The organism is Streptomyces sp. NBC_00328 (genome assembly GCF_036139655.1).
Taxonomy (GTDB): domain Bacteria; phylum Actinomycetota; class Actinomycetes; order Streptomycetales; family Streptomycetaceae; genus Streptomyces.
Window position 1 is genome coordinate 4,445,432 of the sequence record NZ_CP108013.1, and the last position, 25,448, is coordinate 4,470,879.

Below are 25,448 nucleotides of genomic sequence, written 5' to 3' on the forward strand. Positions count from 1 at the left end.
CAACGGCACGTACGCGAGAGACCTCGCCGAGGCGTCGGCGAGGTCTCTCGTGTGAACGGTCCGGCGGCGGGAGCCGAGGGTCAGACGCCGACCAGCTTGCGGTCCTCGTCCCCTTCACGCGCCTTGTCGTCGAGCGCGCGCAGGCCCTCGCCCTCGACATCGACGTTCGGCAGCACGCGGTCCAGCCACTTCGGCAGCCACCAGGCCCGCTTGCCGAGCAGCGCGAGCACCGCCGGGACGAGTGCCATCCGTACGACGAACGCGTCGAAGAAGACGGCGATGGCGAGACCGAAGCCGATCATCTTGATCATCGACTCACTGGAGCCGATGAACCCGGAGAACACGGCGATCATGATGACGGCGGCGGCCGTGACGACGCGGGCGCCGTGCTTGAACCCGGTCACGATCGCCTGGGCAGGCTTCTCGCCGTGGACGAAGGCCTCCCGCATCCGCGTCACGAGGAACACCTCGTAGTCCATGGCCAGACCGAAGACGACACCCACCATGAAGATCGGCATCATCGACATGATCGGGCCGGTCTCCTCGACGCCCATCAGGCCGGACAGCCAGCCCCACTGGAACACCGCGACAACCGCGCCGAGGGCCGCCATCACGCTGAGCAGGAAGCCGAGCGCCGCCTTCAGCGGAACGAGGATCGACCGGAACACCACGATCAGCAGCAGGAAGGCGAGGCCGACCACGAGCGCGAGATACGGGATCAGCGCGTCGTTGAGCTTCTGCGAGAAGTCGATGTTCATGGCCGTGGAGCCGGTGACGAGCACCGTGGCGTCCGTCTCGGCCTTGATGTCACCGCCCGCGCCGCGGATGGTGTGGACGAGGTCCTCGGTCGTGACGGAGGACGGCTTCGAGTCGGGGATCACCGTGATCATCGCGGTGTCCCCGGCCTTGTTGGGGGCCGCCGGGCTGACGCTCACGACACCCTTGAGGTCCGCGATCTCGTCGTGCACCGTGCTGAACGCCGTCTTGGGCGCGTCGCTCGCCTTGGCGTCGACGACGACCATCAACGGGCCGTTGAACCCGGGACCGAAGCCCTCGGAGAGCAGGTCGTAGGCGCGGCGCTGGGTGGTGGACGTCGGCTGCGAGCCGTCGTCGGGCAGGCCGAGCTGGAGCGAGGCCGCCGGGACCGCGGCGGCGCCGAGGCCGACCACGCCGAGCAGCAGCACCGCGAGCGGGCGGCGGACGACGAAGCTCGCCCAGCGCGTGCCCATGTTCGGCTTGCCCGCCTTCTTCGCGGCGCGCCCGCCACCGAGGAACCTGCTCTTCTGGCCGGCCGGCTGGACCCTGCGGCCCGCGTATCCGAGCAGCGCCGGGATCATCGTCAGGGCGATGAGGACGGCGACGGCGACGGTGCCCGCCGCGGCGACACCCATCTTCGTGAGCATCGGGATGTTGACGACCGACAGTCCGACCAGCGCGATCACGACGGTCAGTCCCGCGAAGACCACGGCCGAGCCCGCCGTACCGACGGCCCGTCCGGCCGCTTCCTCACGCTCTCGGCCCTCGGCCAGCTCGGCCCGGTAGCGGGAGACGATGAAGAGGGCGTAGTCGATGCCGACCGCCAGGCCGATCATCATCGCGAGGGTGGACGTGGTGGAGCCGAGGTCGAGCACGCTGGCGAGCGCGGTGATCGTCGAGACGCCGATGCCGACGCCGATCAGCGCGGTCAGCAGCGGCAGTCCGGCCGCGATGAGCGAACCGAAGGTGATGACGAGGACGACCGCGGCTATCGCGATGCCGATGACCTCGGAAGAACCGGTCTCGGGCGTCGCCTGGAGCGCGTCACCGCCCACCTCGACGGTCAGCCCGGAGTGCCGCGCGTCCTCGGCGGCCGCCTTCAGGGCGTCCTTCGAGGCGTCCTTCAGCTCCATGCCTGAGACGTCGTACTTCACCGAGGCGTAGGCGATCGTCCCGTCCTTGCTCACGGCGTGGGCCTTGAACGGGTCGGTGACGGAGGTGACCTCGGAACCGGTTCCGAGCACCTTGACGGCCTGCTCGACCGTCGCCTTGTTGTCCTTGTCCGCCATCTTCTCGCCGGCGGGCGCCTTGAAGACGACCCGTGCGGTCGCTCCGTCGGCGCTCATTCCGGGGAAGCGGCTCTCCAGCAGGTCGAAGGCCTTCTGCGCCTCGGTGCCGGGGATCGAGAAGGAGGACGATCCCGCGACGGGCGCGGAGGCGGCGCCGACACCCGCGAGCGTCAGCAGGGCCACCCATATCAGGGCGGCGAAGTGCCGTCGCCGGAAGGCGAGTCGGCCGAGTTTGTAGAGGAATGTGGCCACGAGGGCGTACTCCCGGTCAGGTCGTGGAAGGGCAGGGGCTGGTGTGATCACCCGAGTGGGGGCAGGGGGGATCAGCCCGACGACGTGAGCGGCGCGTCAGGTGCGGCTACAGGGATCTGTAGAGGTGGATCACCGCAGGGATCCACGGGGGTGGAACAGGGGAAGGGTCAGGAGTGGGACGTCAGGCGCCGAGAGCGGGGAGGACCACGGCGTCGACATACGAATGCAGGAAGGCCTGCGTCGGTGGGAGTTCGTCGATCATGGTGCGGGCCGCGAAGGCGCCGATGAGCATGTGCATCACGTACTCCATCGCGGGGTTGTCCGCTCGGATCTCACCTCGGTCGACACCGCGCTGGAGCACCCGGCGCAGCTCTTCCATCTCCGGCTCGATCAGCCATTCCCGGAACGCCTTCAGCAGATCCGGGTTCCCGTGCGCCGCCATGGCCAGACCCCGCATCAGCGCGGAGTCCTGCTCCATCTGGCAGTCGTCCTGCCGGAGGGCCAGTGCGTGGAAGTCGCCCCGCAGGCTCCCGGTGTCCATGTCGGAGAACTTCAGCGGCTTCTGGTGCCGCAGGGCTTTCACGACGAGCTCGGCCTTGCCGCCCCACTGGCGGTAGAGGGTGGCCTTGCTGGAACGGGTACGGGCCGCGACGGCGTCCATCGTGAGGGCGTCGTAGCCGACCTCACGAAGCAGGCCGAGCACGGCCGTGTACAGCTCGGCCTCGCGCTCGGGCGTGATCCGACTGCGACGCACCGTTGCGGCTTCAGCCATCCCACTCACCTCTCCCGCTTCGAACGACACGGATTCGTATGTCCCTGAACATACCCCTGACATCAGCGAAACGAAACCGTTTCGTACGTGTGCTGGGTCACGCCGGGGGCGGGGCACGCCCGGGGGCGGGTTACACCTGGGGACGGTGGGGGCGGGAGCCGGTGCGGGGCCCGGGCCGTGCGGGGCCGAGCCGGTGCGGGGCCCGTACGGGGCGCGAGCCTGTACGGGGCGCGTCCGTTTCTGAACGCGCCCCATGCGCACCTCCCGTACCCCCGCCCGCGCCCACGTCCCACAACGCGCCCCCGGCGCCACGAGTTGCCGGGGTCACTCCAGCGGAAAAGCATGGGGAGGTGAGCCACGAGTACGAGAACGCGACCACGGACGAGAACTCCCCCGGCTATCTGCGTTTCCCGCATCTGAGCGGCGACCGGCTGTGCTTCGTCACGGAGGACGACCTGTGGCTGGCCCCGCTCGACGGCCGCGGGCGCGCATGGCGGCTCACCGTCGACCGCACCAAGGTCGGCCACCCCCGCTTCTCCCCCGACGGCCGGCGCATCGCGTACACGAGCTGGCGGAGCCTCGTCCCGGAGATCCACCTGGCGCCGGTGGACGGCGGACCGGGCCACCGGCTCACCTACTGGGGCAGCGCCGACACCCAGGTGTGCGGCTGGTCCCCCGAAGGCGACATCCTCGCCGTCGCCTCGCACGGCCAGCCCTTCTCCTACTTCACCTGGGCCTACTCCGTCCCCACCGACGGCGACCCCGGCCGCAAACAGCCCTGGGGCCCGGTCTCGGACATCGGCGTCGCCGACATCGAGGGCGAGCGCAAGACCCTGCTGCTCACCGGCACCCCACCGCACGAACCGGCCGCCTGGAAGCGCTACCGGGGCGGGGCCATGGGCCGTATCTGGCTGCACGGACGGCAACTGGTCGCCGAGCTCGGCGGCCATCTCGCCTGCCCGATGTTCGTCGACGGGCGGATCGCGTTCCTCTCCGACCACGAGGGCATCGGGAACCTCTACTCGTGCTCGTACGAGGGCTCCGACCTGCGCCGGCACACCGACCACGACGCCTTCTACGCCCGGCACGCCTCCTCGGACGGCACCCGGGTCGTCTACCAGTGCGCCGGCGATCTGTGGATCGTCGACAGCCTGTCCCCCGAGTCGGTTCCGCGCCGCCTCGACGTCCTGCTGGGCGGTCCGCGCGCGGGACGGCGTACGTACCCGGTGCCGGCCGCCCAGCACGTGGACAGCATCTCCGTGGACGAGACGGGCCGGGCCTCCGCCGTCGTCGTACGCGGCAGCCTGTACTGGCTCACCCATCGCGACGGTCCCGCGCGCACCATCGCGGACACCCCGGGCGTACGGGTCCGGCTTCCGGAGATGCTCGGCTCGGGCGGCCAGGTCGCCTACGTCACCGACGCGGAGGGCGAGGACGCTGTCGAGATCGCCTACCTGCCGCGCGCGACCGGCGCCCGCGAGCCGCGCCGCCTCGCCTCCGGCCGGCTGGGCCGCGTCCAGGAACTGGTGTCGGACCCACAGGGCGAACGTCTCGCCATCGCCTCGAACGACGGACGACTGCTCCTGCTCGACGCCACGGAGGAACCCGGCGAGGCCGCCGAACTCGGCGGCCTCGATGAGCTGGGTGACTCCGGGGACTCCGGGGACTCCGGGGACTCGGCAAAGTCCGGGAAGAGTGACGAGGCCGAAGGGGCGAAGGCGGGGTCGGAGTCCGGGACAGGGACAGGGACGGAGTCCGGAGCAGGGGCCGAATCCGGGACCGGGGCCGAATCCGGCCCCGGGACCGGGACCGAATCCGGGACCGGGGCCGAGTCCGGGGACGTTCCGAGGGCGGGGTCCGGTGAGGTCACCGAGCTCATCCGGTCCATCAACGGACCGGTGACGGACCTCGCCTTCTCGCCGGACGGCGCCTGGCTGACCTGGTCGCACCCCGGGATCGGGCGCTCGCTGCGGCAGATCAAGATGGCGCGCATAAAGGACCGTCTGATCGTCGACGTGACCAACGGCCGCTTCGAGGACGAGAATCCGGTGTTCACGCGGGACGGCCGCTATCTCGCCTTCCTGTCCTGGCGCGGCTTCGACCCCGTGTACGACGTGCACACCGGGGACCTGTCCTTCCCCCTCGGCTGCCGTCCCTACCTCGTCCCCCTGTCCTCGGCCACCCCTTCCCCGTTCGCGCTGAACCCGGACGGGCGGCCGGTCGCCGGAGGCCTCGACCCGGTCGAGGACGGGTCCGGCGACGGCACCGCGACGACCGTCGAACTCGAAGGCCTGGAGAGCCGGGTGACTCCCTTCCCGGTCACCGCCTCCAAGTACTCGGCGCTGCGCCCCGTCTCGGGCGGCGGTCTGGTCTGGCTGCGCTGGCCGATCTCCGGCGCGCTGGGCGAGACGTTCGCCAACCCGGACGACACGACCGGCCGTCCGACCCTGGAGTTCTTCAACATCACCAAGGCGAAAAAGTCCGAACTCGTCGACCATCTGGACTGGTTCGCCGTGAGCGGCGACGGCTCCCGGCTGGTCGTCGTCGACGAGGGCGACCTGCGCGCCGTCCCCGCCACCGAGTCCGGCGACAGCGACTCCACCGTCTGGATCGATCTGCGCCGCATCCTGCACGAGGTGGACCCGTGCGCCGAGTGGCGCCAGGCGTTCTCGGAGGCCGGCCGCATCATCCGCGCCTACTACTGGGACCCGGACATGTGCGGCATCGACTGGGACGCGATCCTGGAGCAGTACCGCCCCCTGGTCGAACGGGTCTCGTCCCCGGACGAGTTCGCGGACCTGCTGCGCGAGGTGCTCGGCGAACTGGCCACCTCGCACGCGTACGTGAGCCCCGCGCGCCGCAACGAGGGCCCGCCCCACTACCAGCGCTGGCAGGGCCTGCTGGGCGCCAACTTCGTCTGCCGTGACGGCCATTGGATGCTCAAGCGCATCCTGCCCGGTGACTCGTCCGACTCCAAGGCGCGTTCACCGCTGGCCGGCACCGGCATCCGCGAAGGCGCGGTCCTCACCCACGTCGACGGGCGTCCGGTGAACCCGGTCACCGGACCGTATCCGCTGCTCGCGGGAGCGGGCGGCACGACGGTGGAGCTGACCTTCACCCCGGCCGAGGGCGAGGGCCGCCCGCGCCGGGTGGCGGTGGTCCCGCTGATCGACGAACGCCCCCTGCGGTACCAGGACTGGGTGGCCAAACGCCGCCAGGTGGTGCGGGAGCTGAGCGGCGGACACTGCGGCTATCTGCACATCCCGGACATGGGCGGCTCGGGCTGGGCCCAGTTCAACCGCGACCTGCGGATGGAGGTCTCGCGCCCGGCCCTCATCGTCGACGTGCGGGGCAACGCGGGCGGCCACATCAGCGAACTGGTCGTCGAGAAGCTCACCCGCACGATTCTCGGCTGGGACCTCACCCGCGACGCCCAGCCGGTGTCGTACGCCTCCAACGCCCCGCGCGGCCCGGTGGTGGCCCTGGCCGACGAGGCGACGTCGTCCGACGGCGACATGATCACCGCCGCCTTCAAACTGCTGAAGCTGGGACCGGTCGTGGGGCAGCGCACCTGGGGCGGCGTCGTCGGCATGACCGGCCGCCATCGTCTCGGCGACGGCACGGTCATCACGGTGCCGATGAACGCCGCCTGGTTCGACGCGTACGGCTGGTCCGTCGAGAACCACGGCGTCGCACCGGACCTGGAGATCCTGCGCACCCCGCTCGACTGGGCGGAGGGGCGTCACGCCCAGTTGGACGACGCCATCCAGCTCTCCCTCGACCTGTTGCGCGCCCACCCGGCGGCCTCCCCGCCGGACCACTCGGACGTGCCCGACAGAAGAAGGCCGAAGCTCCCCCCGCGACCGGAGTGACCGGCCGAGACCGGATCGACCGGGCTGACCGAACCGACGGGACCGACGGGACCGACGGGACCGACGGGACCGACGGGACCGACGGGACCGACGGGACCGAACGCACTGACGAGACCGGACTCACCGGACTCACCGGACCGGACTACCCGACTCGCCGGAAACGAGCACAAGAAGGGGGCGCCCTCCGGGAAGAGGGCGCCCCATTCAGGCCGAGCGGGCCTTTCGATCAGACGTCGTAGTCCTGGTCGAAGCGGTCCTGAGCCTCCCGCTGAGCTCGCTCCGCGTCCGGCATCGCGCCGTCACGAGCCGGGGCACCGTCGCGGCCGGCCGGGGCACGGCGGCTCGCCTCGTCCTGCCGGCCCTCGGGGCGCGTCTTCTTCTTGCCCTGCTGCTTCATCCGCTCGGCCTTGTCCTTGAACTGGTCCTGCATGCTCATGAGATTCACTCCTGTTGCGGGTGAGGGATTCGGCCCTCGACCCCCTTGTGAGTGAGGGAGGTCCGGGCCTCGACCAGACTGACACGCAGGAACAGAGCACGCATTTCGGTCAGTCACTCACCGTGAGACACGCCGGTGGGACACACTCCGGAGGCCTCCCGGAGACGCCCGGAGGCGCCCCGGATCCCCCCGGGGCGCCTCCATCCGGCTTACGGAGCCGTCGACTTCCGCTCCTCCTCGTCGGCCGCTCCGCCGGCACCGACCAGCCCGGTCCGCACACCGCCGAGGCGCGGTTCGAACCGCCGCATCTCGCGCTGCCCGACCGACCCGATGACGCCGGGCAGGTACCCCCGGATCCCCTGCATCCCGCGCAGCCACCACTGCGCGTACACATGGCTGGAGCGGCGCTCGATCCCGGCCACGATCCGCTCGACGGCCGGCCCCAGCGGATAGGTCTTGTTGGACGGCCACGGCAGCCGCTGCCTCAACTCCCGCATCACCTCGTCCTGATCGGCTCCGCGCACCATGTCGGTGTCGGTCCAGGACAGATACCCGACGCCGACGCGAACGCCCTTGTGACCGACCTCGGCGCGCAGACTGTGCGCGTACGCCTCCACACCGGACTTGGAGGCGCAGTAGGCCGACATCATGGGGGCGGGGGTCATCGCGGCCAGCGACGCGATCTGGAGCAGATAGCCCCGGCTCTTCATCAGCGCCGGCAGGAACGCCCGTGCGGTGACCGCCGATCCGATCAGGTTCACCTCGATCACCCGCCGCCAGGCGACGGGGTCGGAGTCCACGAAGGGGCCGCCGCTCGCGACACCGGCGTTCGCGACGACGATGTCCACCTTCCCGAACCGCTGCTCGACCTCCTGGGCGACCCGCGCCATCGCCTCGTGGTCGGTGACGTCGGCGTACCAGTGGTCGCTCTCGCCGCGCAGCCGCTCCGAGACCCGCTTCAGCTCGTCCGCCTCCAGTCCGACCAGGGCGACCTTCGCCCCGCGCGCGGAGAGCTTGCGGGCGAGGAGTTCGCCGACACCGCGCGCGGCCCCCGTGACGACGGCGACCTGCCCTTCCAGGCTGACCCTGCTGCTCATGCGCCCTCCTTGATCTCTGCGGTCCCCGCGGTCTCAGCGGTCCCCGCGATCTCCGCGATCTCCGCGGCGTACGTGGCGACGAGTTCCCTGATGCGGGCCGTCACCAGTTCCGGCGCCTCCACCGGAGTCATGTGCCCGAGGCCCGGCAGCTCGGTGCTGCCGACACAGTTCGGCAGCGCCGCCACGAGGGCGCGCGCGTGCACGACCGGTGTCAGCCGGTCAACGCTGCCCGCGATCACCGCCGTCGGCACCCTCAACTCCCGTACCCCCGCTTCGAGATCGAGGGTGGCGAGCACGGCCGACCACGCGTGGCGCACGGCGCGCGGACAGGCGTGCACGATCCGCGCGCACGCCTCCACCATGACGGGAGACGAACCGGGGCCCATGGTCGCGTACTTGAGGATCCGCCTGGCGACCGGCGTGACGGGCCCGAGCGGCGCGCGCGAGCCGAGCACGGCCCCGGTGAGACGCGTCCGGAGCCGTCCGGCGCGCCACGGCAGCACACGCGCCTCCTCGACCAGTCGCGTGCTCCCCGTGCTGCACAGCAGCGCCGCCGCCGCGTGCTCCTGGAACCGCGGCCGCGCCGAGGCCGCCATCAGCGTCATCCCGCCCATGGAGTGGCCCGCGAGCACGGCCTTCTCGCCCGGCGCGAGGGTGGCCGCGAGCACCGCCTCCAGGTCGTCGGCGAGCGCCTCGGTGCTGCACGCGTCACTCGCGGGACTGCGTCCGTGCCCGCGCTGGTCGTACGCGATGACCTTGTGGTCGGCGGAGAGGTCCCGGATCTGGGCCGCCCAGAAGGCGGTCGAGCAGGTCCAGCCGTGGGCGAGGACGACGGCGGGCGCGCCCTCGGGGCCGTGCACCTCGACGTGCAGTCGCGCGCCGTCCGCGGAGTGCGCGATCAGTTCCCGCGCCGGCACGGGAGGCGCGTACACCCCGTGCGCCTCGTGCGTCAGTCGGCTCACGCTCCTGCCTCCACCTTCTTCTTGCGGGTGCTCTTCGTACGCGGTTCGGGCGCGGCCTCCGGCGCTTCTCCCGGTACGGGCCGCGCCGCGCGCAGCACGTCGTACTCCCCCAGGTCGACATGGCGCGTGGCGCCCCGGAACTCGGTCGTCGTACCGGGCCACACGGTCGTGTTGACGCCGTTGGCGTCGAGGTACCAGCTGGTGCAGCCGCCGGTGTTCCACACCGTGCGCTTCATGCGTTCCTGGACCTTGTGGTTCCAGGCGTCCACGGCGGCGGGGCGGGCGTCGAGCGCCACGCGTCCCCCGAGGACGTCCAGTTGCCGTACGAAGTCCGCCATGTAGTTGAGCTGGGACTCGATCATCAGGATCATCGAGGAGTTCCCGAGCCCGGTGTTCGGTCCGATGATCGTCATCCAGTTGGGGAAGCCGGCCGCGGTGGCGCCGCGCAGCGACTTCATGCCGGTCTCCCAGGCCTGTGCGAGCGTCCTGCCGTCCGCCCCGACGACCCGGTCGGCGATCGGCATGTCGGTGACGTGGAAGCCGGTCCCGAAGACGATCGCGTCGACCTCGGCCCTCGTGCCGTCGGCGGCGACCACCGTGGAGCCGTCGATCCCGGCGAGCCCGGAGGCCACGACGTCCACGTTCGGCCGGGTGAGCGCCGGGTAGTAGGCGTTCGACAGCAGGATGCGCTTGCAGCCGATCCGGTAGTCGGGCGTCAGCTTCTTCCGCAGCGCCGGATCCTTCACGGCGCGCGCGATGTTCCGCTTGGCCAGCCGCTCGACCACGCCGAGCTGATGGGGCCGCTTGGTGAACGCCTGCACCTGGAGTTCCCGGATGCCCCAGAGCAGTCCGCGCCTGCCCTTGGTCGTGAACGGCACCTGCCGGTGCAACCACCGCTCCACGCCGCTGATGGCCCGGTCGACCCGCGGCATCACCCACGGCGGGGTGCGCTGGAAGAGGGTCAGCCGGGCGACGTCCTGCTGGATCGCCGGGACGATCTGGATGGCGGAGGCCCCGGTGCCGACCATGGCCACCCGCTTGCCGCGCAGGTCGTAGTCGTGGTCCCAGCGGGCGGAGTGGAACACCTTGCCGGTGAACGTGTCGATGCCCGGGATCTGCGGGATCTTGGGGTCGGAGAGCGGCCCGGTCGCGGACACCACGACGTCCGCCGTCAGGAACCCGCTGCTCGTTTCGATCCCCCAGCGCAGCTTCTCCGCGTCCCAGGTCATCTTCGTGACCTCGGTGTCGAACCGCAGATGCGGCCGCAGCCGGAAGACGTCCGCCACGTGCTCCAGGTACGCGCGGATGTGCTCCTGCCCGGAGAAGGTGCGCGGCCACTCGGGGTTGGGCGCGAACGAGAACGAGTACAGGTGCGACGGGACGTCACAGGCGCACCCGGGATAGCTGTTGTCGCGCCAGGTGCCGCCCACGCTGCCGGCCCGCTCCAGGACCACGAAGTCGGTGATCCCTTCGCGTCGCAGCCGCACGGCGGCGCCCAGCCCCCCGAACCCGGACCCGATCACCGCCACCCGTACATGCTCGTGCTCGGTCATCCCGACGCCTCCCTAGCCCGCACGACCATGCCAGTGAACACTGGCACAATCGGGAGGGTAGAGCAGCTTCGTACTCATGGGTAGGGGTCGCGAGCGGGAAAGTTACCCGGGGTACGACGTAGGGTGCGGACGTGGCCGAGGGATCAGGAAAGCGCGGCGCGGAGACGCGGGCAGGGGGCACGGCGACGCGGAAGTCCGGCGGACGCCGGACGGATGCGCCGACGTGCGGAGCATCGGCCCCGGCCCCCGGGCCGCTCACCGGCACCGCCCGCCCGGCGCCGGAGCCCGGCCGTCGCGAGTACCGCATGGAGGAACTGGCCGAGGAGGCCGGCATCACCGTGCGCACGCTGCGCTTCTACCGGGAGCGCAAGCTCATACCGCCGCCCCGGCGCGAGGGCCGCATCGCCTGGTACGACGACACCCACCTGGCCCGTCTGCGCACCATCTCGGCGCTGCTGGAACGCGGCCACACCCTGAACGGCATCGCGGAACTGGCCGAGGCCTTCGACCACGGCCGCGACGTCGGCGAACTGCTCGGCCTCGGCGAGCCCACCGAGGAGACCCCGGTCCGCCTCTCCCCCGAGGAACTGGCCGACGTCTTCGCGGGCCAGGCGACCGGGGAGAACCTCGCCGCGGCGCTCGACCTCGGCTATCTCGGCACGGACGGCGGCGAGATCGTGCACATAAGCCGCCGCCTGCTCGACGTCTCGGCCGCCCTGGTCCGCGAGGGCATCCCGCTCGCGGACGTCCTGACGGCCGCCCGCCGCGTACGGGAGCACACCGAGGCACTGGCCGAACTCTTCACCACCCTGGTCCTCACCGAGGACCGCACCCCCGAAGACCTCCAGCGCCTGCGCCCCCTGGCGAAGAGCGTGGTGGAGGCGGAACTGTCGATGGCGATGGACCGCCGGCTACGGGAGCACCGGGACCCGCGGGAGGTCCGGGGCACCGGGCCCCAGGGGCGCGACGAGGCCGCTCAGAGCTCGTAGACCACCGTGACCGGGGCGTGGTCGGACCAGCGCTCCCCATGGGTCGCCGCGCGCTCCACGAACCCCTTGACCGCCTTGCCCGCGAGCCCCGGCGTGGCGGCCTGAAGGTCGATCCTCCAACCTGAGTCGTTGTCGAAGGCCCGCCCCCGGTACGACCACCAGGTGTACGGACCCTCGGCGTCCGGGTGCAGGGCGCGTACGACGTCGACGTACCCGCCGCCCTCCGGGTCCAGGACCCGGCCGAGCCACTCCCGCTCCTCGGGCAGGAAGCCGGAGTTCTTCTTGTTGGCGCGCCAGTTCTTGAGGTCGGCCTCCTGGTGGGCGATGTTCCAGTCGCCGCAGACGACGACCTCGCGCCCGTCGGCGGCGGCCCTCACCCTGAGTTCCTTCAGGTGGGCCAGGAACTCGCCCATGAACCGGACCTTCTCGTCCTGCCGTTCGGTCCCGACCTCGCCCGAGGGGAGGTAGAGGCTCGCGACGGTGACACCGGGCAGGTCCGCCTCGACGTACCGCCCGGTGGAGTCGAACTCCTCGGACCCGAAGCCGATCCGGACACGGTCGGGCTCACGGCGTGTGTAGAGGGATACACCGGCGCGGCCCTTGGCGGCGGCGGGGGCGTGCACGACGTGCCATCCCTCGGGCGCGCGCACCTCTTCGGGAAGCTGCCCGGGCTCGGCCCGCACCTCCTGGAGGCACAGCACGTCCGCGGAGGTCTCCGCGAGCCACTCCACGAAACCCTTCTTCGCGGCGGCCCGGAGCCCGTTCACATTCACAGAGGTCACAGTCAGCACCCGGGGCACAATACTTAATCGGTACGTTCGACCAGAACTCGATCTACATCCGTGCGACCGGCCGGAACTCGACCGACGAGAACGGCACGACCTGCCGGACCCGCACCGCCCGCCCATTCACCTATCGCATAGACGTACGGTATTACGCATGAATTTCCGCCAGGTCCCCTTCGACCATCCCGACGCCGTCAAGCTCAACGACCAGGTTCAGGCCGAATACGCCGTGCGCTACGGCGACGGCGGCGACGCCACGCATCTGGACGCGCGGATGTTCTCCCCGCCGTTCGGCCTCTATCTGATCGCTTACGACGAGTGGGACCGCCCGGTGGCCACGGGCGGCTGGCGCACCCAGGACGAGAACGACGAGGGCTACGCGGACGGGGACGCCGAGCTCAAGCGCATGTACGTGATCCCCGAGGCCCGCGGTCTCGGCCTCGCCCGGCGCATGCTGGCCGCCCTGGAGGAGGACGCCCGCGCGGCCGACCGCACCCGCATGGTCCTGGAGACCGGCTCCAAGCAGCCCGAGGCCGTCGCCCTGTACGCGTCGAGCGGCTACGAACCGTGCGCCAAGTTCGGCTACTACCGCTTCCACGAACTGAGCCTCTGCTACGCCAAGGCCCTCTAAGCACCAGGGAAAGCCCCGGAAGCCATCGGGGCGGACCTTCACCCGGCGCTGATGGGAACGGCCGCCGCGCCGCTCCCGCCGGGCGGGTCCGTCACGGTCGCCGGTGCCGTGGGGTCAGCCGAGCACGATCCCGACGAGCAGCGTGCCGATGGACGCCAGGGTGAGGCCCAGCGGTATCAGGCTCACCCCGATTCCCGCGCCGAGGCTCTTCCTCCTCGCCCGCCACCACGGCACCCCCAGGGAGAGCACCGCCAGCAGAAGCAGCACCAGGCTCGCGCCGATGGCGGCCTCCGTGCGCCCGCAGGGGCTGGCGGCGCTGCACGAGTCCAACGCCATGGGGGACATCAGCAGCAGGAAGGCGGCGACGAGTTGGACGGGGAGCGCCACCAGCACCCCGGCCAGCGGGGCGATCCACCACTTCCGCCGGGGCCGGGCCGGGCCGGCGGGGGGAAATGCGGCCGCGGGCGGCGAGGGGGAGGCCTGAGCGGGGACCTGCGGTCCGGCGGGCGTGATCATGGGCACAGCATGGAGTCCTCGTGAACGTCCGGTGAAGGCCGGTCCGTTCCGACAGCCGCGTACGGCCATCGGCCCGCAAGGCGATGACCGAAAGGCCCGGATGGCGAAGGCCCGAAAACCCGGAGGGCGAAGACCGAAAAGCCCGGAAGGCGAAGACCGGAAGCAGTCGCCGCGCCTCGCCATTGCGCAACACCAAAGAGCCCCAGCCGGATCTCTCCGACTGGGGCTCTGAGCTGCGGTGGACCTGTGGGGATTTGAACCCCAGACCCCCTCGATGCGAACGAGGTGCGCTACCAGACTGCGCCACAGGCCCTTGCAACGAGTGAAACTCTAGCATCCCGATCGAGGTGCTCGGTAATCCGTTCCTGCCTGGTCAGCCGGACCCCCGCGCACCCCCGTCGGCGCACTCGTCACTCGTTGGCCGCGCGCGGCCGTTCGCCGTCCTCGTACTGGTCGAACAGCGGCGTCCGTCCGCGCTCGCGGGCCCGGCGCGCGGACGCCGCCCGCCGGGCGTCGCTGCGGCTGTCGTCCGCCGCCCCGGCGCCCTCGGATCCTTCGGAGAGGTCCTCCTCGTCCGGCTCCGCCTCGGGCGCGCTCGGCTCCACCGTGCTGGAGCGTGCGGAGCTCCACGCGTCCGGGGCGCCCAGGTCCACGCTGGACGTCGCCCTGGGCGCGACCGGCGCGGTCACATAGGTCGGCAGGGGAACCGGCACCGGGTCCCAGCTGTCCCCCTGGGCGGGCCCGCACTGCCGTTCACGCTGCTGGTCGACCCACTCGGCGTGATCGGTCTGCTCGACGAGCGCACGACGGTCGGCGGCGAGCGCCAGGAGACCGGGGTCGGTGTCGGGGGCGGAGCCCTCCTCCGGTTCGTCCGCCACCGGGTCGACGGACGCCCGGCGGCGGGGCTGCCGCTCCCTGAGCCGCTGCGCCGCGACCTCGGCCCGGCGGCGGTCCATGGTGTAAGTGAAGCGCCGCCGTTCCTGGACACGCAGGTGCACGATGTACGAGCTGAGGATCACGGCCGGCACGCCGGGCGCCCACAGGAAGGCGAGCCCGCCCACGGCCGCGACGACCGCGCCGAGGGTGAAGGCGAGGAACATCATGACCGTCGTACGCCGCCGGCGTGCGAGGACCTTCGTACGCCGGGCCCGCGCCGCGGCCTCCGCCGAGACCGCCCGGCGGGCGCCGGGCGTGGACGACGCGGCCTGCTGGGGCGCGGACTTGGCCGGGGGTCTCGGCGACGGCGCACCCGACTGGTGCGGTACGGACCGGGCCGTGCCCGAGGTCTCGTACGCCCCGCTCTCCTTGCCGGGAGCGCGTGCGCCCGGCTCCTGCTCCGCCCGGGCCGGCTCCGGCACCTGTACTCGTTCCTGGACGTGCGGACGGTGCCGGTCCGTCGCCTGGGGCCGGGTCGGGGATACGGCGAAGGCCCGGACGTCCACCGAATCGGTGACGCCGTCCGGGTCGGCGCTGGGCTCCTCCTCCTCGGCGGAGCGTGCGCGCAGGTCCTTGGCGTATCGACGCTCCATGCCCGCCCGTCCGGACAGCAGCCGGATGGCGGTGCTGAAGCGTTCCGTCGGACGGGCTTCGTTCAGCTCGTCCTGCCTACGGAGCCACATCGGCACCAAGTAGGCGGCCCAGGCCCCGACAATGACTGCGTAGATGAGGCCGCTGCTGCTCACGCCTCACACGGTAGAGGGGTTTGTATGAGGCCATCTGCCAATTGCGCCGGTGTGTCGCACGATCCGGCTGATATTTCGAACTTTTTTTGTGACCGATGCGATCAACAGGCCGTCGCGAGCGCGAATTTAATGTCCTGACGCGATCGCTCGCCGATCATTTTCGAACACCTATTTCATTTTCCGGGGTGGCCGGGCTTGCTCGGGTTCTGCGAGCCGGCCTGCTCCGATCCCACCTGATGCGAACGGTTCCTCGCCGAACGCGTCCGCCGCCAGCGCCCGAGCAGCCCCTCGGGCACTTCCTCCGCGGTGAGGGCGAAGACGAGATGGTCGCGCCAGGCGCCGTCGATGTGGAGATAGCGCGGGCGCAGCCCTTCCTCCCGGAATCCGAGTTTCTCCACGACCCTGCGGCTGGGCCCGTTCTCGGGGCGAATACAGACCTCGATGCGGTGCAGTCCGACGGTGCGGAAGCAGTGGTCGCTGACCAGCGCCACGGCCGTCGGCATCACCCCGCGGCCCGCCACCGACTGGTCCACCCAGTAGCCGATGTGCCCGGAGCACATCGAGCCCCAAGTGATCCCGGCCACGGTGAGCTGGCCGACCAGCCGCCCCTGGTACTCGATCACGAAGGGCAGCATCCGGCCCGCGTTGGCCTCGGCCCGCAGGTGGCGGACCATCTGCCGGTACGTCGGCCGGTGCGCGATCGGGCCGCTCGGCGTGGGGGGAGGGATCGTCGCCTCCCAGGGACGCAGCCAGTCGCGGTTGCGCCGGTTCACCTCGCGCCAGGCCCGCTGGTCGCGCAGCCTTATCGGCCGGAGGACGACATCGCCGTCCACCAGCTCGACCGGCCAGGATGTGCTGTTCAGCTCGCACCCCCACTGCCGCTGGGTCCCTGGTGGTCGCCGCCGCGGATCTGGTCGACGGCGTGGATCAGGAGGGGTTCCAGAACGGCCAGTCCGTCCCTCACCCCGCCGGTGGAGCCCGGCAGGTTGACGATCAGCGTCCCCCGGGCGACTCCGGCGAGCCCCCGCGAGAGCGCCGCCGTGGGCACCTTGTCCCTGCCGAACGCCCTGATGGCCTCCGCGATACCCGGGATCTCGTGGTCGAGCACCCGCCGGGTCGCCTCGGGGGTGCGGTCGGTGGGCGAGATCCCCGTGCCGCCGGTGGTGACGATGACGTCGTAACCCGCCTCGACTCCGCTGCGCAGCGCCTCCTCCACGGGGTCACCGTCGGGCACGACCCACGGCCCGTCGACCGCGAAGCCGCATTCCGCGAGGCCTCCGGCGACCAGGGGGCCGCCCTTGTCCTCGTAGACACCGGCGGCGGCACGGTTCGAGGCCGTGACGACCAGCGCGCTGTAGTCCGCCGGAAGGGCTCCGCCGATGACGCTCCCGCCGCTCATGCCCGGCTCCAGTCGCCCGATTTCCCGCCCGTCTTCTCTTCCACCCGTACGTCCGTGATGACCGCCCCCTTGTCGACAGCCTTGACCATGTCGATCACGGTGAGGGCCGCCACACTGACCGCGGTGAGGGCTTCCATCTCGACTCCCGTGCGGTCGGTCGTCTTCACGGTGGCGAGGATCTCGACGGCGTCGTCCGCGACCGACAGATCAATTTTGACACCGGACACCGACAACGGGTGGCACAGCGGAATCAGATCCGGTGTGCGCTTGGCTCCCATGATCCCGGCGATACGGGCGGTGGCGAGGGCGTCGCCCTTGGGGACCCCCTCGCCGCGCAGCAGCTCCACGACACGCGGCGAGACCAGGACCCGGCCGCTCGCGCGCGCGGTGCGTGCGGTCACGTCCTTGCCGGACACGTCGACCATATGGGCGGCGCCGGCCTCGTCGATGTGCGTCAGTCGGCTGTGCACAGGGGGTCCGGAGGTCTCCCCCCGGGACGGAACAGTCATGTGCGTGGGCGCTCCCGGTCGTGGCCCGTCGCGGTGCGGAGCGTGGGCCTGGTTGCGCGACAGGTTACCGCCCGCCCCGTACGCCGCCACGCCGCCCGTCAGGGGCTGTGCGCCCCCGGCGTGAGCCGGCGCCCCCGGTGGGGCCGGGTGGGCGCCCGCTCCGTCCGGCCGCTCAGCCGAGGACCACGACCTCGACCTCGGCGCCGGGCTCGACCGAGGTGTCCTGCTCGGGGACGACGATCAGCGCGTCGGCGTGCGCGAGGGCTGCGACCAGGTGGGATCCGGCGCCGCCGACGGGCGTGACCGTGCCGTCCGCGTACGTACCCCGCAGGAACTGCCGCCGGCCCTTCGGCGAGGTCAGCGCCTTGTCCGCGGAGAGCTTCGCCCGGATCCTGGGCCGGTGGACGTCCGGCAGCCCCATCAGGGCGCGGATCGCGGGGCGCACGAAGAGCTCGAAGGAGACGTAGGACGAGACGGGATTGCCGGGAAGCGCGAGCAGCGGGGTGTGGTCGGGGCCGATGGATCCGAAGCCCTGGGGCTTGCCGGGCTGCATGGCGAGGGTGCGGAAGTCGATGCCGCCGCCCTCCTCGTCCTCGTCGCCGACCGAGGACAGCGCTTCCTTGACGACGTCGTAGGCGCCGACGCTCACCCCGCCGGTCGTGACCATCAGGTCCGCGCGGACGAGTTGGTCCTCGACGGTCGAGCGCAGGGTCTCGGCGTCGTCGGCGACGGCGCCGACGCGGTAGGCGATGGCTCCGGCGTCGCGGGCGGCCGCGCACAGGGCGAAACTGTTCGAGTCGTAGATCTGTCCGGTGCCCAACTCCTCGTCGGGCTGGACGAGTTCGCTGCCGGTGGACAGGACGACCACGCGCGGGCGGGGGCGCACCCGTACGGTGCCGCGGCCGATCGCGGCGAGCAGGCCGATCTGCGGCGGGCCGAGGACGGTGCCGGCTTCGAGGGCGCGGTCGCCCGCCTTCACGTCGCTGCCCTTGGCGCGGACGTGCGCGCGCGCCTCGGCCGGGCGGTGGACGTGGACCTGTCCGGAGGAACCCTCGGGGGACGTGCTGTGTGCGCGCATCCGGGAGACCGGTCCCTCGCCGAGGCCTCCGTCCGTCCACTCGACGGGGACGACGGCTTCGGCGCCGGGCGGAAGCGGGGCGCCGGTCATGATGCGGGCGGCCTGGCCGGGGCCCACGTAGGGCTGGTCGGCCTGGCCGGCCGCGACATCCCCGATGACTGTCAGGACCGCCGGGAATTCCTCGCTCGCGCCCGCCACATCCGCGACCCGGACCGCGTACCCGTCCATCGAGCTGTTGTCGAACGGCGGCAGGGAGACCGGCACCGTGACGTCCTCGAGCAGGACGCAGCCCTGGGCGTCGAGGAGTTGCAGCTCGATGGGTTCGAGAGGGCGGACGGTCGTGAGGATGTCCTCCAGGTGGTCGTCCACCGACCAGAGGTGTTCCTGGCCGGTGGTGCGGGTCGCGGCGCTGCTCAAATCCCTACATCTCCTCGGCTACGTAACTGCGAAGCCAGGTCCGGAAGTCCGGGCCCAGGTCTTCACGTTCGCATGCGAGTCTGACAATGGCACGCAGGTAGTCGCCGCGGTCCCCGGTGTCATAGCGGCGGCCCTTGAAGACGACGCCGTGCACGGGGCCGCCGACCTTCTCGTCCGCGGCGAGCTGCTGGAGGGCGTCGGTGAGCTGGATCTCGCCGCCGCGGCCCGGCTCGGTCTTGCGCAGTATGTCGAAGATGTGCGGGTCGAGGACGTAGCGTCCGATGACGGCGTAGGCGCTGGGCGCGTCCGCGGCGTCCGGCTTCTCGACGAGACCGGTCACCTTGACCAGGTCGCCCTCGTCGGTGGCCTCGACGGCGGCGCATCCGTAGAGGTGGATCTGCTCCGGCGCGACCTCCATGAGCGCGATCACGCTGCCGCCGTGCCGCTCCTGGACCTCGACCATGCGGGCCAGCAGGGGATCGCGGGGGTCGATCAGGTCGTCGCCGAGGAGCACGGCGAAGGGCTCGCGGCCCACGTGCGGGGCCGCGCACAGGACGGCGTGACCGAGGCCCCTGGGGTCGCCCTGACGCACGTAGTGCATGGTCGCGAGGTCGCTCGACGCCTGGACCTTGGCGAGCCGGCTCGCGTCGCCCTTCTTCTGAAGGGCGGACTCCAGCTCGTAGTTGCGGTCGAAGTGGTCTTCGAGCGGGCGCTTGTTGCGGCCTGTGATCATCAGAACGTCGTCAAGACCCGCCGACACGGCCTCTTCGACCACGTACTGGATCGCCGGCTTGTCGACGACAGGCAGCATCTCCTTGGGAGTGGCCTTCGTGGCCGGCAGGAACCGGGTGCCGAGGCCTGCCGCGGGAATGACAGCCTTGGTGATCCTGGGGTGCGACTCAGTCATGTCCGCAACCATAACCGGTGGCTATGTGCAGAATCTGTGGCTCCGGTTAATTCACGATCATATGAACGGATTAAGAGAACTACAGGAGTCACCTGTGAGACACGTCGGACGCGAACCAGAGCCTGACAAACGAATGTTGCGGCGAGAACTCCTGTCGGTGAGAAATGGGTTGACGGCCGATGACGTGCGGGAAACCGCCGCCGCCCTCGCCGCCCGCGCCCTGGAACTGCCCGAACTGGCGCGGGCCGGCACGGTCGCCGCGTACGTGTCCGTGGGAAGCGAACCGGGCACCCTCGCCCTCCTGGACGCGCTCCGCGCGCGCGGGGTGCGCGTCATCCTGCCGGTCCTGTTGCCGGACAACGACCTGGACTGGGGCGAGTACACCGGGGCGGACTCCCTCGCGGAGGTCCGACACGGCGGGAAAATGGCCCTCTTGGAGCCCGCGGGCGAGCGGCTGGGACCGGCGGCCGTCCAGGACGCCGACGCCGTTCTGCTGCCCGGACTCGCCGTCGACGCCCGCGGGATGCGGCTGGGGCGCGGCGGAGGCTCGTACGACCGCGTGCTGGCCCGTCTGGAACGCTCGGGCGCCGACCCGGCCCTGGTGGTGCTCCTGTACGACACCGAGGTGGTCGACCGGGTCCCGGAGGAGGCGCACGACCGGCCCGTGCACGCGGTGGTGACCCCCTTGGGAGTGCGCCGCTTCCGCTGACGGAATGCGGACGCGGGAGAAAGGCGGACGGCGGACGGCGGACGCGAAGTGGCCCTCCACGCACGCGTGGAGGGCCACTTTCGTCGGACACCGGCTTCAGGGCGTCGAGTACGGCGAGGACGCCGACGCCGACGGCCGCCGAAGCGTCAGGGCTTCAGGACCAGGGTGTCGCTCGTCGCCTTGTCGACGGCCTTCTTGGTGAAGGCCCACGGCAGGAGTTCTCCCTTGGCCCACTTCTCCGTCTGGTCGGTGTAGTGCGAGCTGTAGGCGTGCCCCGAGGCGCCCGAGAGGTTGATCCACTTGGACTTGTCGAGGTCCCCGAGGTTGACGACCATCCGCATCGAGGGCACCCAGACCACCCCGTAGCCGCCCGCCGCGTTCCAGCCGGTCGCGTTGACCGTCGCCTCGCCGCCGCTGAGTTTCCAGGGGCCGCGGTTGAGCATGTACTGCAGGAAACCGGGGCCTTCGGTACCGAGGGTCTGGTTCTTCAGGAACAGGCGGTGCAGCCGGCCCCAGCTCCAGGTGTCGATGTCCTTGCCGAGCTTGGCGGTCAGCTCCCAGCGGGCGTCCGTCATGGCCTGGCTGAACAGCTCGTCCCGGGTGTCGATCGGGTCGTCGTCCTTCGTCTTGCGCGTCTTGGGCGACTTCCACCAGTCGTTGTGCTCGTCGTCCATGATCTTGCGGATCACCTCGAACCAGCGGTCGCCGCCGTCCGGCTGCGCCTGGTCCGGCTCACGCTCGCCGCACTCGCGCACCGTCTGGTCCTCGTCCGCCGGACCGGTGGTGTCGGCCCGCTCGACCCACAGGCACTGACCCTTGACCCGCAGCTCCTTGGGCAGCTTGTTGCCGAAGGCGAGCTTGAGGATGTTGCGCCAGGTGGCGTTGAAGTAGGCGGCCGCGGCGGAGTCGGCGTCCTGGGTGTAGTCCCAGCCCTCCAGGAGCTTCTGCGCGTCGCGGACGTCCTTGTCGGGCACGTCGATCTTGAGCAGCTTGGGCACGATCAGCTTGGCGATCTCGCTGCTGTTGTCGAGCTGCATCTGGCGCATGTCATCGGTCGAGATCTTGGCGCCGCCCCTGGTCTTCGACTCGATCAGGTCGGTGATCCGCTGGCTGCGGGTGCCGTAGCCCCAGTCCGTGGTGAGCGTGTACGGGTACTTGTCCGGGTCGACGACCGCCTGGTTGGCGGTGACGATGTAGCCGCGCTTGGGGTTGTACTCGTAGGGCAGGGCGGACTGCTTGATGTAGCCGGTCCAGCGGTACTTCGAGTCCCAGCCGGGCGAGGGCAGCGAGCCGTCGTCGCCCTTGGCGCGCGTGGGGATCTTGCCGGGCAGCTGGTAGCCGATGTTGCCGCTCGCGCCGGCACCGTCGGCGTAGACCAGGTTCTGGGACGGCACCTCGAAGGACGCGGCCGCCTTGCGGAACTCGCTCCAGTCCGACGCCTTGTCCATCGCGAAGACGGCGTCCATGGTCCTGCCCGGGTCCAGCGCGGTCCAGCGCAGTGCTATCGCGTAGCCGTCGCCCCGGTCGGGCGCCTCGGCGTCGACCGTGGCCTTCTTGCCGACCTGGACCAGTTCGTCGTCACGGTCGGAGAGCAGCGGCATCCCGTCCTGGGTCTGCCGGACGACGATCGTCCGGGCGGCACCGCCCGCGACCTTGATCGTCTCCTTGCGGGTCGTGAAGGGCAGCACCTTGCCGTCGTACTCGTAGCCCTGGCCGGTGATCTTCTCCAGGTAGAGGTCGGTGACGTCGACCCCGGAGTTGGTCATGCCCCAGGCCATCTCGGCGTTGTGGCCGATGACCACGCCGGGCATGCCCGCGAAGGTGTAGCCGGAGACGTCGTACTGGCACTTCGCGGAGACGGCCGTGCAGTGCAGGCCCATCTGGTACCAGACCGAGGGCAGCGACGCCGACAGGTGCGGGTCGTTGGCCAGCAGCGGCTTGCCGGTGATCGTGTGGCTGCCGGCGACGACCCAGGAGTTGGAGCCGATGCCGTTGCCGTTCACGCCGACGGCGGTGGGCAGGTCGTCGAGGACCTTGTAGAGCCCCGAGAGCTGGCTCTGGAAGCCGGAGGGGGCCGCGGTGCCGCCCGTGAGCCCCGTGCCCGCCGTGGACGTCGAGGCGGCGTCCGAGGAGCTGTACGTCCCGGTGACGCTGTCGTACGAGCCCTCGCGGACGATCGTCTTGTTCCGGCTGTAGGGGTAGTCCGGGTACAGGTCCGCGATCTGCTTCGGGCCGAGCCGGCTCGTCATCAGGGAGCGGTCGATCTCTTCCTGCATGTTGCCGCGCAGGTCCCAGGCCATCGCCTTGAGCCAGGCCACCGAGTCGACCGGGGTCCACCGGGTCGGCTTGTAGTCGTTGGTGAAGCCCAGGGCGGCGTACTCCAGGGAGATCTCCTTGGCGCTCCTGCCCTCAAGATAGGCGTTGACCCCCTGGGAGTACGCCTGGAGGTACTTCTTCGTGGAGGCCGACAGCTTGGTGTCGTACTCCTTCTTCGCGATCCGGTCCCAGGCCAGCGTGCGCAGGAACTCGTCGTTCTTGACCTGGCCCGCGCCGAACATCTCGGACAGCCGGCCCGAGGTCATGTGGCGGCGCACGTCCATCTCGTAGAACCGGTCCTGCGCCTGGACGAAGCCCTGGGCCATGAACAGGTCCGCGTCGGACGCGGCGTAGATCTGCGGGATCCCGTTGCCGTCGCGCTGCACGGTCACAGGCCCTGACAGCCCGTCGATCCGAATGGATCCCTTGGTCTGCGGGAACGAGGCACGCACCGTGCTGATGCTCCAGTACGCGCCGAAGGCGATGCCCCCGATGATGGCGAGAACCAGGACAATCAAGAACAGTCGGGCTTTGCGCCCCTTCTTCCTGCCGGACTTGCCGGGCTGCTGGCCGGAAGAGGCGGTGGTGTTGGGGGGCATCGCTGTCCTTGCTGTCCTAACGCGAGCGGCAGGCGGTCCTGGAGTGCTGGGGCAACCATAGGCGCAGGGCCCACCGCGCCTTGACGCGGAGTAGGAAACCGGAAAGCACGACTGTTCGATCTTGCCTCCGGGAACGTCAAGAAAGCGTCAAGAGTTAGGTAAGGTAACGAAGTACTTGCATCGAAGTGGCCGGCCTCCGGTGCTCGGATCCGGAGGCCGCCCGCGGCGGGACCGGATCGGCGAGAAAGGAACAGCCCCTGACTGTCCACCACCTCAACCAGCTCCTGCTCGTGTGCTCGCTCGTCCTGCTCATCGCGGTGGCGGCGGTCCGGATCTCCTCACGCAGCGGGCTCCCCACGCTGCTCGTGTACCTGGGGATCGGCGTCGCGATCGGCCAGGACGGAGTCGGCGACGTTCATTTCAGCAATGCCGAACTGACCCAGGTCATCGGGTACGCGGCCCTGGTCGTGATCCTGGCCGAAGGCGGCCTCGGCACGAAGTGGAAGGAGATCAGACCGGCCCTGCCGGCGGCCTCCTCGCTGGCAACGGTGGGCGTCGCGGTGAGCGTCGGTGTCACGGCCGCGGCCGCGCACTATCTGATCGGCCTCGAATGGCGCCAGGCGTTCATCATCGGGGCGGTCGTCTCCTCGACGGACGCGGCGGCGGTCTTCTCGGTCCTGCGGAAGATCCCCCTCCCCACGCGCGTGACGGGCATCCTGGAGGCCGAATCGGGCTTCAACGACGCCCCGGTGGTCATCCTGGTCGTCGCGTTCTCCACCGCGGGCCCGGTGGAGCACTGGTACGCGCTGCTCGGTGAGATCGCGCTGGAGCTGACCATCGGCGCCGCCATCGGCATCGCGGTCGGCTGGCTGGGCGCGTACGGACTGCGGCACGTGGCGCTGCCCGCCTCCGGCCTGTACCCGATCGCCGTGATGGCGATCGCCGTCGCGGCCTACGCCGCCGGTGCGCTCGCCCACGGAAGCGGCTTCCTCGCCGTCTACCTCGCCTCCATGGTGCTCGGAAACGCGAAGCTGCCGCACTGGCCGGCCACGCGCGGCTTCGCCGAGGGGCTCGGCTGGATCGCCCAGATCGGCATGTTCGTGCTGCTCGGCCTGCTGGTCACCCCGCACGAGATGGGCGACGACATCGTCCCGGCCCTCCTCATCGGCCTGGTGCTGACGATGGTGGCGCGGCCGCTGAGCGTGGTCGTGGGCCTGCTGCCGTTCCGCATCCCGTGGCAGGAGCAGGCGCTGCTGTCCTGGGCGGGGCTGCGCGGCGCCGTGCCCATCATCCTGGCGACGATCCCGATGGTGAGCGGCATCGCGGAGAGCGAGCGGATCTTCAACATCGTCTTCGTCCTGGTCGTCGTCTACACCCTCGTCCAGGGTCCGACCCTGCCCTGGCTGGCCCGCAAGCTCCGTCTCGGGGAGTCCGCAGGGGCCGCCGACCTGGGCATCGAGTCGGCCCCCCTGGAGCGGCTGCGCGGTCATCTGCTGTCCGTGGCGATCCCCGAGGGGTCGCGGATGCACGGTGTGGAGGTGGGCGAGCTGCGGCTGCCCCCGGGCGCGGCGGTCACGCTCGTCGTCCGCGAGGCGCAGTCCTTCGTGCCCATGCCCACGACGGTGCTGCGGCTCGGCGACGAACTGCTGGTGGTGGCGACCGACCCGGTCCGGGACGCGACCGAAAGACGCCTCCGCGCGGTGGGCAAGGGCGGCAAGCTCGCCGACTGGCTGGGCATCGGCGACGGTGGAACGGAGCACCGGACACAGCACAGAACAGGCTTGTGACGGGACCGTCGGGTCATCGCGGGTCCTACGGGCCGTCTCGGGTGCCGAGGGTCCTACGGGGCTGCCGCGGGCGTCGTGAGCCGCCGCCGGCCCTTGCGCGACACCGGACGGCCCCTTGCGAGACATCGAACACGA

At 70.8% G+C, this 25,448-nt stretch carries 20 protein-coding genes and 1 tRNA gene; 5 read left to right on the top strand and 16 right to left on the bottom strand.

The genetic code is table 11. The features are described 5' to 3' along the window. Positions 1 to 80: 80 nt before the first annotated feature. Together OG485_RS19395 and OG485_RS19400 are read right to left on the bottom strand one after the other, a co-directional pair. Positions 81 to 2,297 (bottom strand): MMPL family transporter, encoded by a 2,217-nt coding sequence (locus OG485_RS19395; protein WP_328669589.1) that lies wholly within the window; start codon positions 2,295 to 2,297, stop codon positions 81 to 83. A gap of 181 nt (positions 2,298 to 2,478) precedes the next feature. After that, positions 2,479 to 3,069, bottom strand: coding sequence for a TetR/AcrR family transcriptional regulator (locus OG485_RS19400; protein ID WP_328669590.1), 591 nt, complete (start codon positions 3,067 to 3,069; stop codon positions 2,479 to 2,481). A gap of 350 nt (positions 3,070 to 3,419) precedes the next feature. On the opposite strand from OG485_RS19400, the gene OG485_RS19405 reads away from it, so the two are divergent. Next, positions 3,420 to 6,941 (top strand): S41 family peptidase, encoded by a 3,522-nt coding sequence (locus OG485_RS19405; RefSeq protein ID WP_328669591.1) that lies wholly within the window; start codon positions 3,420 to 3,422, stop codon positions 6,939 to 6,941. Between the two features lie 226 nt (positions 6,942 to 7,167). Here OG485_RS19405 and OG485_RS19410 read toward each other — a convergent pair whose 3' ends face one another. The 4 genes from OG485_RS19410 to OG485_RS19425 all read right to left on the bottom strand — a co-directional run bounded on the left by OG485_RS19410 (position 7,168) and on the right by OG485_RS19425 (position 10,989). Then, positions 7,168 to 7,377 carry a hypothetical protein gene (locus OG485_RS19410; RefSeq protein WP_328669592.1) on the bottom strand — a complete coding sequence of 70 codons (210 nt, stop codon included), beginning with the start codon at positions 7,375 to 7,377 and terminating at the stop codon, positions 7,168 to 7,170. Between the two features lie 209 nt (positions 7,378 to 7,586). Next, entirely contained in the window at positions 7,587 to 8,474 is an 888-nt protein-coding gene (locus OG485_RS19415; RefSeq protein ID WP_328669593.1) for an SDR family oxidoreductase, read from the bottom strand. Next, positions 8,471 to 9,436: an alpha/beta fold hydrolase gene (locus tag OG485_RS19420; protein WP_328669594.1), complete on the bottom strand. Its 966-nt coding sequence runs from the start codon at positions 9,434 to 9,436 to the stop codon at positions 8,471 to 8,473. The genes OG485_RS19415 and OG485_RS19420 overlap by 4 nt, the downstream gene beginning before the upstream one ends. Continuing rightward, positions 9,433 to 10,989, bottom strand: coding sequence for a flavin-containing monooxygenase (locus tag OG485_RS19425; RefSeq protein WP_328669595.1), 1,557 nt, complete (start codon positions 10,987 to 10,989; stop codon positions 9,433 to 9,435). The genes OG485_RS19420 and OG485_RS19425 overlap by 4 nt, the downstream gene beginning before the upstream one ends. 305 nt (positions 10,990 to 11,294) lie before the next feature. Between OG485_RS19425 and OG485_RS19430 the strand changes: the two genes are divergently transcribed. Beyond that, positions 11,295 to 11,978, top strand: coding sequence for a MerR family transcriptional regulator (locus OG485_RS19430; RefSeq protein WP_328674564.1), 684 nt, complete (start codon positions 11,295 to 11,297; stop codon positions 11,976 to 11,978). On the opposite strand, the gene OG485_RS19435 is transcribed toward OG485_RS19430, so the two are convergent. Continuing rightward, complete coding sequence (locus tag OG485_RS19435; protein WP_328669596.1) at positions 11,966 to 12,769, bottom strand: exodeoxyribonuclease III; 804 nt, start codon at positions 12,767 to 12,769, stop codon at positions 11,966 to 11,968. The genes OG485_RS19430 and OG485_RS19435 overlap by 13 nt on opposite strands. Before the next feature lie 148 nt (positions 12,770 to 12,917). On the opposite strand from OG485_RS19435, the gene OG485_RS19440 reads away from it, so the two are divergent. Next, positions 12,918 to 13,394: a GNAT family N-acetyltransferase gene (locus tag OG485_RS19440; RefSeq protein WP_328669597.1), complete on the top strand. Its 477-nt coding sequence runs from the start codon at positions 12,918 to 12,920 to the stop codon at positions 13,392 to 13,394. A gap of 114 nt (positions 13,395 to 13,508) precedes the next feature. On the opposite strand, the gene OG485_RS19445 is transcribed toward OG485_RS19440, so the two are convergent. The 8 genes from OG485_RS19445 to galU all read right to left on the bottom strand — a co-directional run bounded on the left by OG485_RS19445 (position 13,509) and on the right by galU (position 19,902). Beyond that, complete coding sequence (locus tag OG485_RS19445; protein WP_328669598.1) at positions 13,509 to 13,910, bottom strand: hypothetical protein; 402 nt, start codon at positions 13,908 to 13,910, stop codon at positions 13,509 to 13,511. Positions 13,911 to 14,149: 239 nt separating this feature from the next. Next, positions 14,150 to 14,223 (bottom strand) — tRNA-Ala (locus OG485_RS19450). 97 nt (positions 14,224 to 14,320) lie between these two features. Further along, the gene (sepX, locus tag OG485_RS19455; protein ID WP_328669599.1) at positions 14,321 to 15,592 is read right to left on the bottom strand and encodes a divisome protein SepX/GlpR; all 1,272 of its coding nucleotides are present in this window, start codon (positions 15,590 to 15,592) and stop codon (positions 14,321 to 14,323) included. A gap of 173 nt (positions 15,593 to 15,765) precedes the next feature. Further along, positions 15,766 to 16,425 carry a GNAT family N-acetyltransferase gene (locus tag OG485_RS19460; RefSeq protein WP_328669600.1) on the bottom strand — a complete coding sequence of 220 codons (660 nt, stop codon included), beginning with the start codon at positions 16,423 to 16,425 and terminating at the stop codon, positions 15,766 to 15,768. A gap of 26 nt (positions 16,426 to 16,451) precedes the next feature. Then, the gene (locus tag OG485_RS19465) at positions 16,452 to 16,991 is read right to left on the bottom strand and encodes a MogA/MoaB family molybdenum cofactor biosynthesis protein (protein WP_328669601.1); all 540 of its coding nucleotides are present in this window, start codon (positions 16,989 to 16,991) and stop codon (positions 16,452 to 16,454) included. Continuing rightward, positions 16,988 to 17,500 carry a cyclic pyranopterin monophosphate synthase MoaC gene (gene moaC, locus OG485_RS19470; protein ID WP_328669602.1) on the bottom strand — a complete coding sequence of 171 codons (513 nt, stop codon included), beginning with the start codon at positions 17,498 to 17,500 and terminating at the stop codon, positions 16,988 to 16,990. Before moaC ends, OG485_RS19465 begins: the two co-directional genes overlap by 4 nt. A 172-nt stretch (positions 17,501 to 17,672) precedes the next feature. After that, the gene (gene glp, locus OG485_RS19475; protein ID WP_328669603.1) at positions 17,673 to 18,995 is read right to left on the bottom strand and encodes a molybdotransferase-like divisome protein Glp; all 1,323 of its coding nucleotides are present in this window, start codon (positions 18,993 to 18,995) and stop codon (positions 17,673 to 17,675) included. A 4-nt stretch (positions 18,996 to 18,999) separates the two neighbouring features. Next, complete coding sequence (galU, locus tag OG485_RS19480; RefSeq protein WP_326787229.1) at positions 19,000 to 19,902, bottom strand: UTP--glucose-1-phosphate uridylyltransferase GalU; 903 nt, start codon at positions 19,900 to 19,902, stop codon at positions 19,000 to 19,002. Positions 19,903 to 20,035: 133 nt separating this feature from the next. On the opposite strand from galU, the gene OG485_RS19485 reads away from it, so the two are divergent. Then, positions 20,036 to 20,611, top strand: a complete 576-nt coding sequence (locus tag OG485_RS19485) for a 5-formyltetrahydrofolate cyclo-ligase (RefSeq protein WP_443048729.1) — start codon at positions 20,036 to 20,038, stop codon at positions 20,609 to 20,611. Between the two features lie 146 nt (positions 20,612 to 20,757). On the opposite strand, the gene OG485_RS19490 is transcribed toward OG485_RS19485, so the two are convergent. After that, complete coding sequence (locus tag OG485_RS19490; RefSeq protein ID WP_328669605.1) at positions 20,758 to 23,526, bottom strand: penicillin acylase family protein; 2,769 nt, start codon at positions 23,524 to 23,526, stop codon at positions 20,758 to 20,760. A 185-nt stretch (positions 23,527 to 23,711) separates the two neighbouring features. On the opposite strand from OG485_RS19490, the gene OG485_RS19495 reads away from it, so the two are divergent. Continuing rightward, positions 23,712 to 25,313: a potassium/proton antiporter gene (locus tag OG485_RS19495; RefSeq protein ID WP_328669606.1), complete on the top strand. Its 1,602-nt coding sequence runs from the start codon at positions 23,712 to 23,714 to the stop codon at positions 25,311 to 25,313. The last annotated feature ends 135 nt before the right edge of the window (positions 25,314 to 25,448 follow it).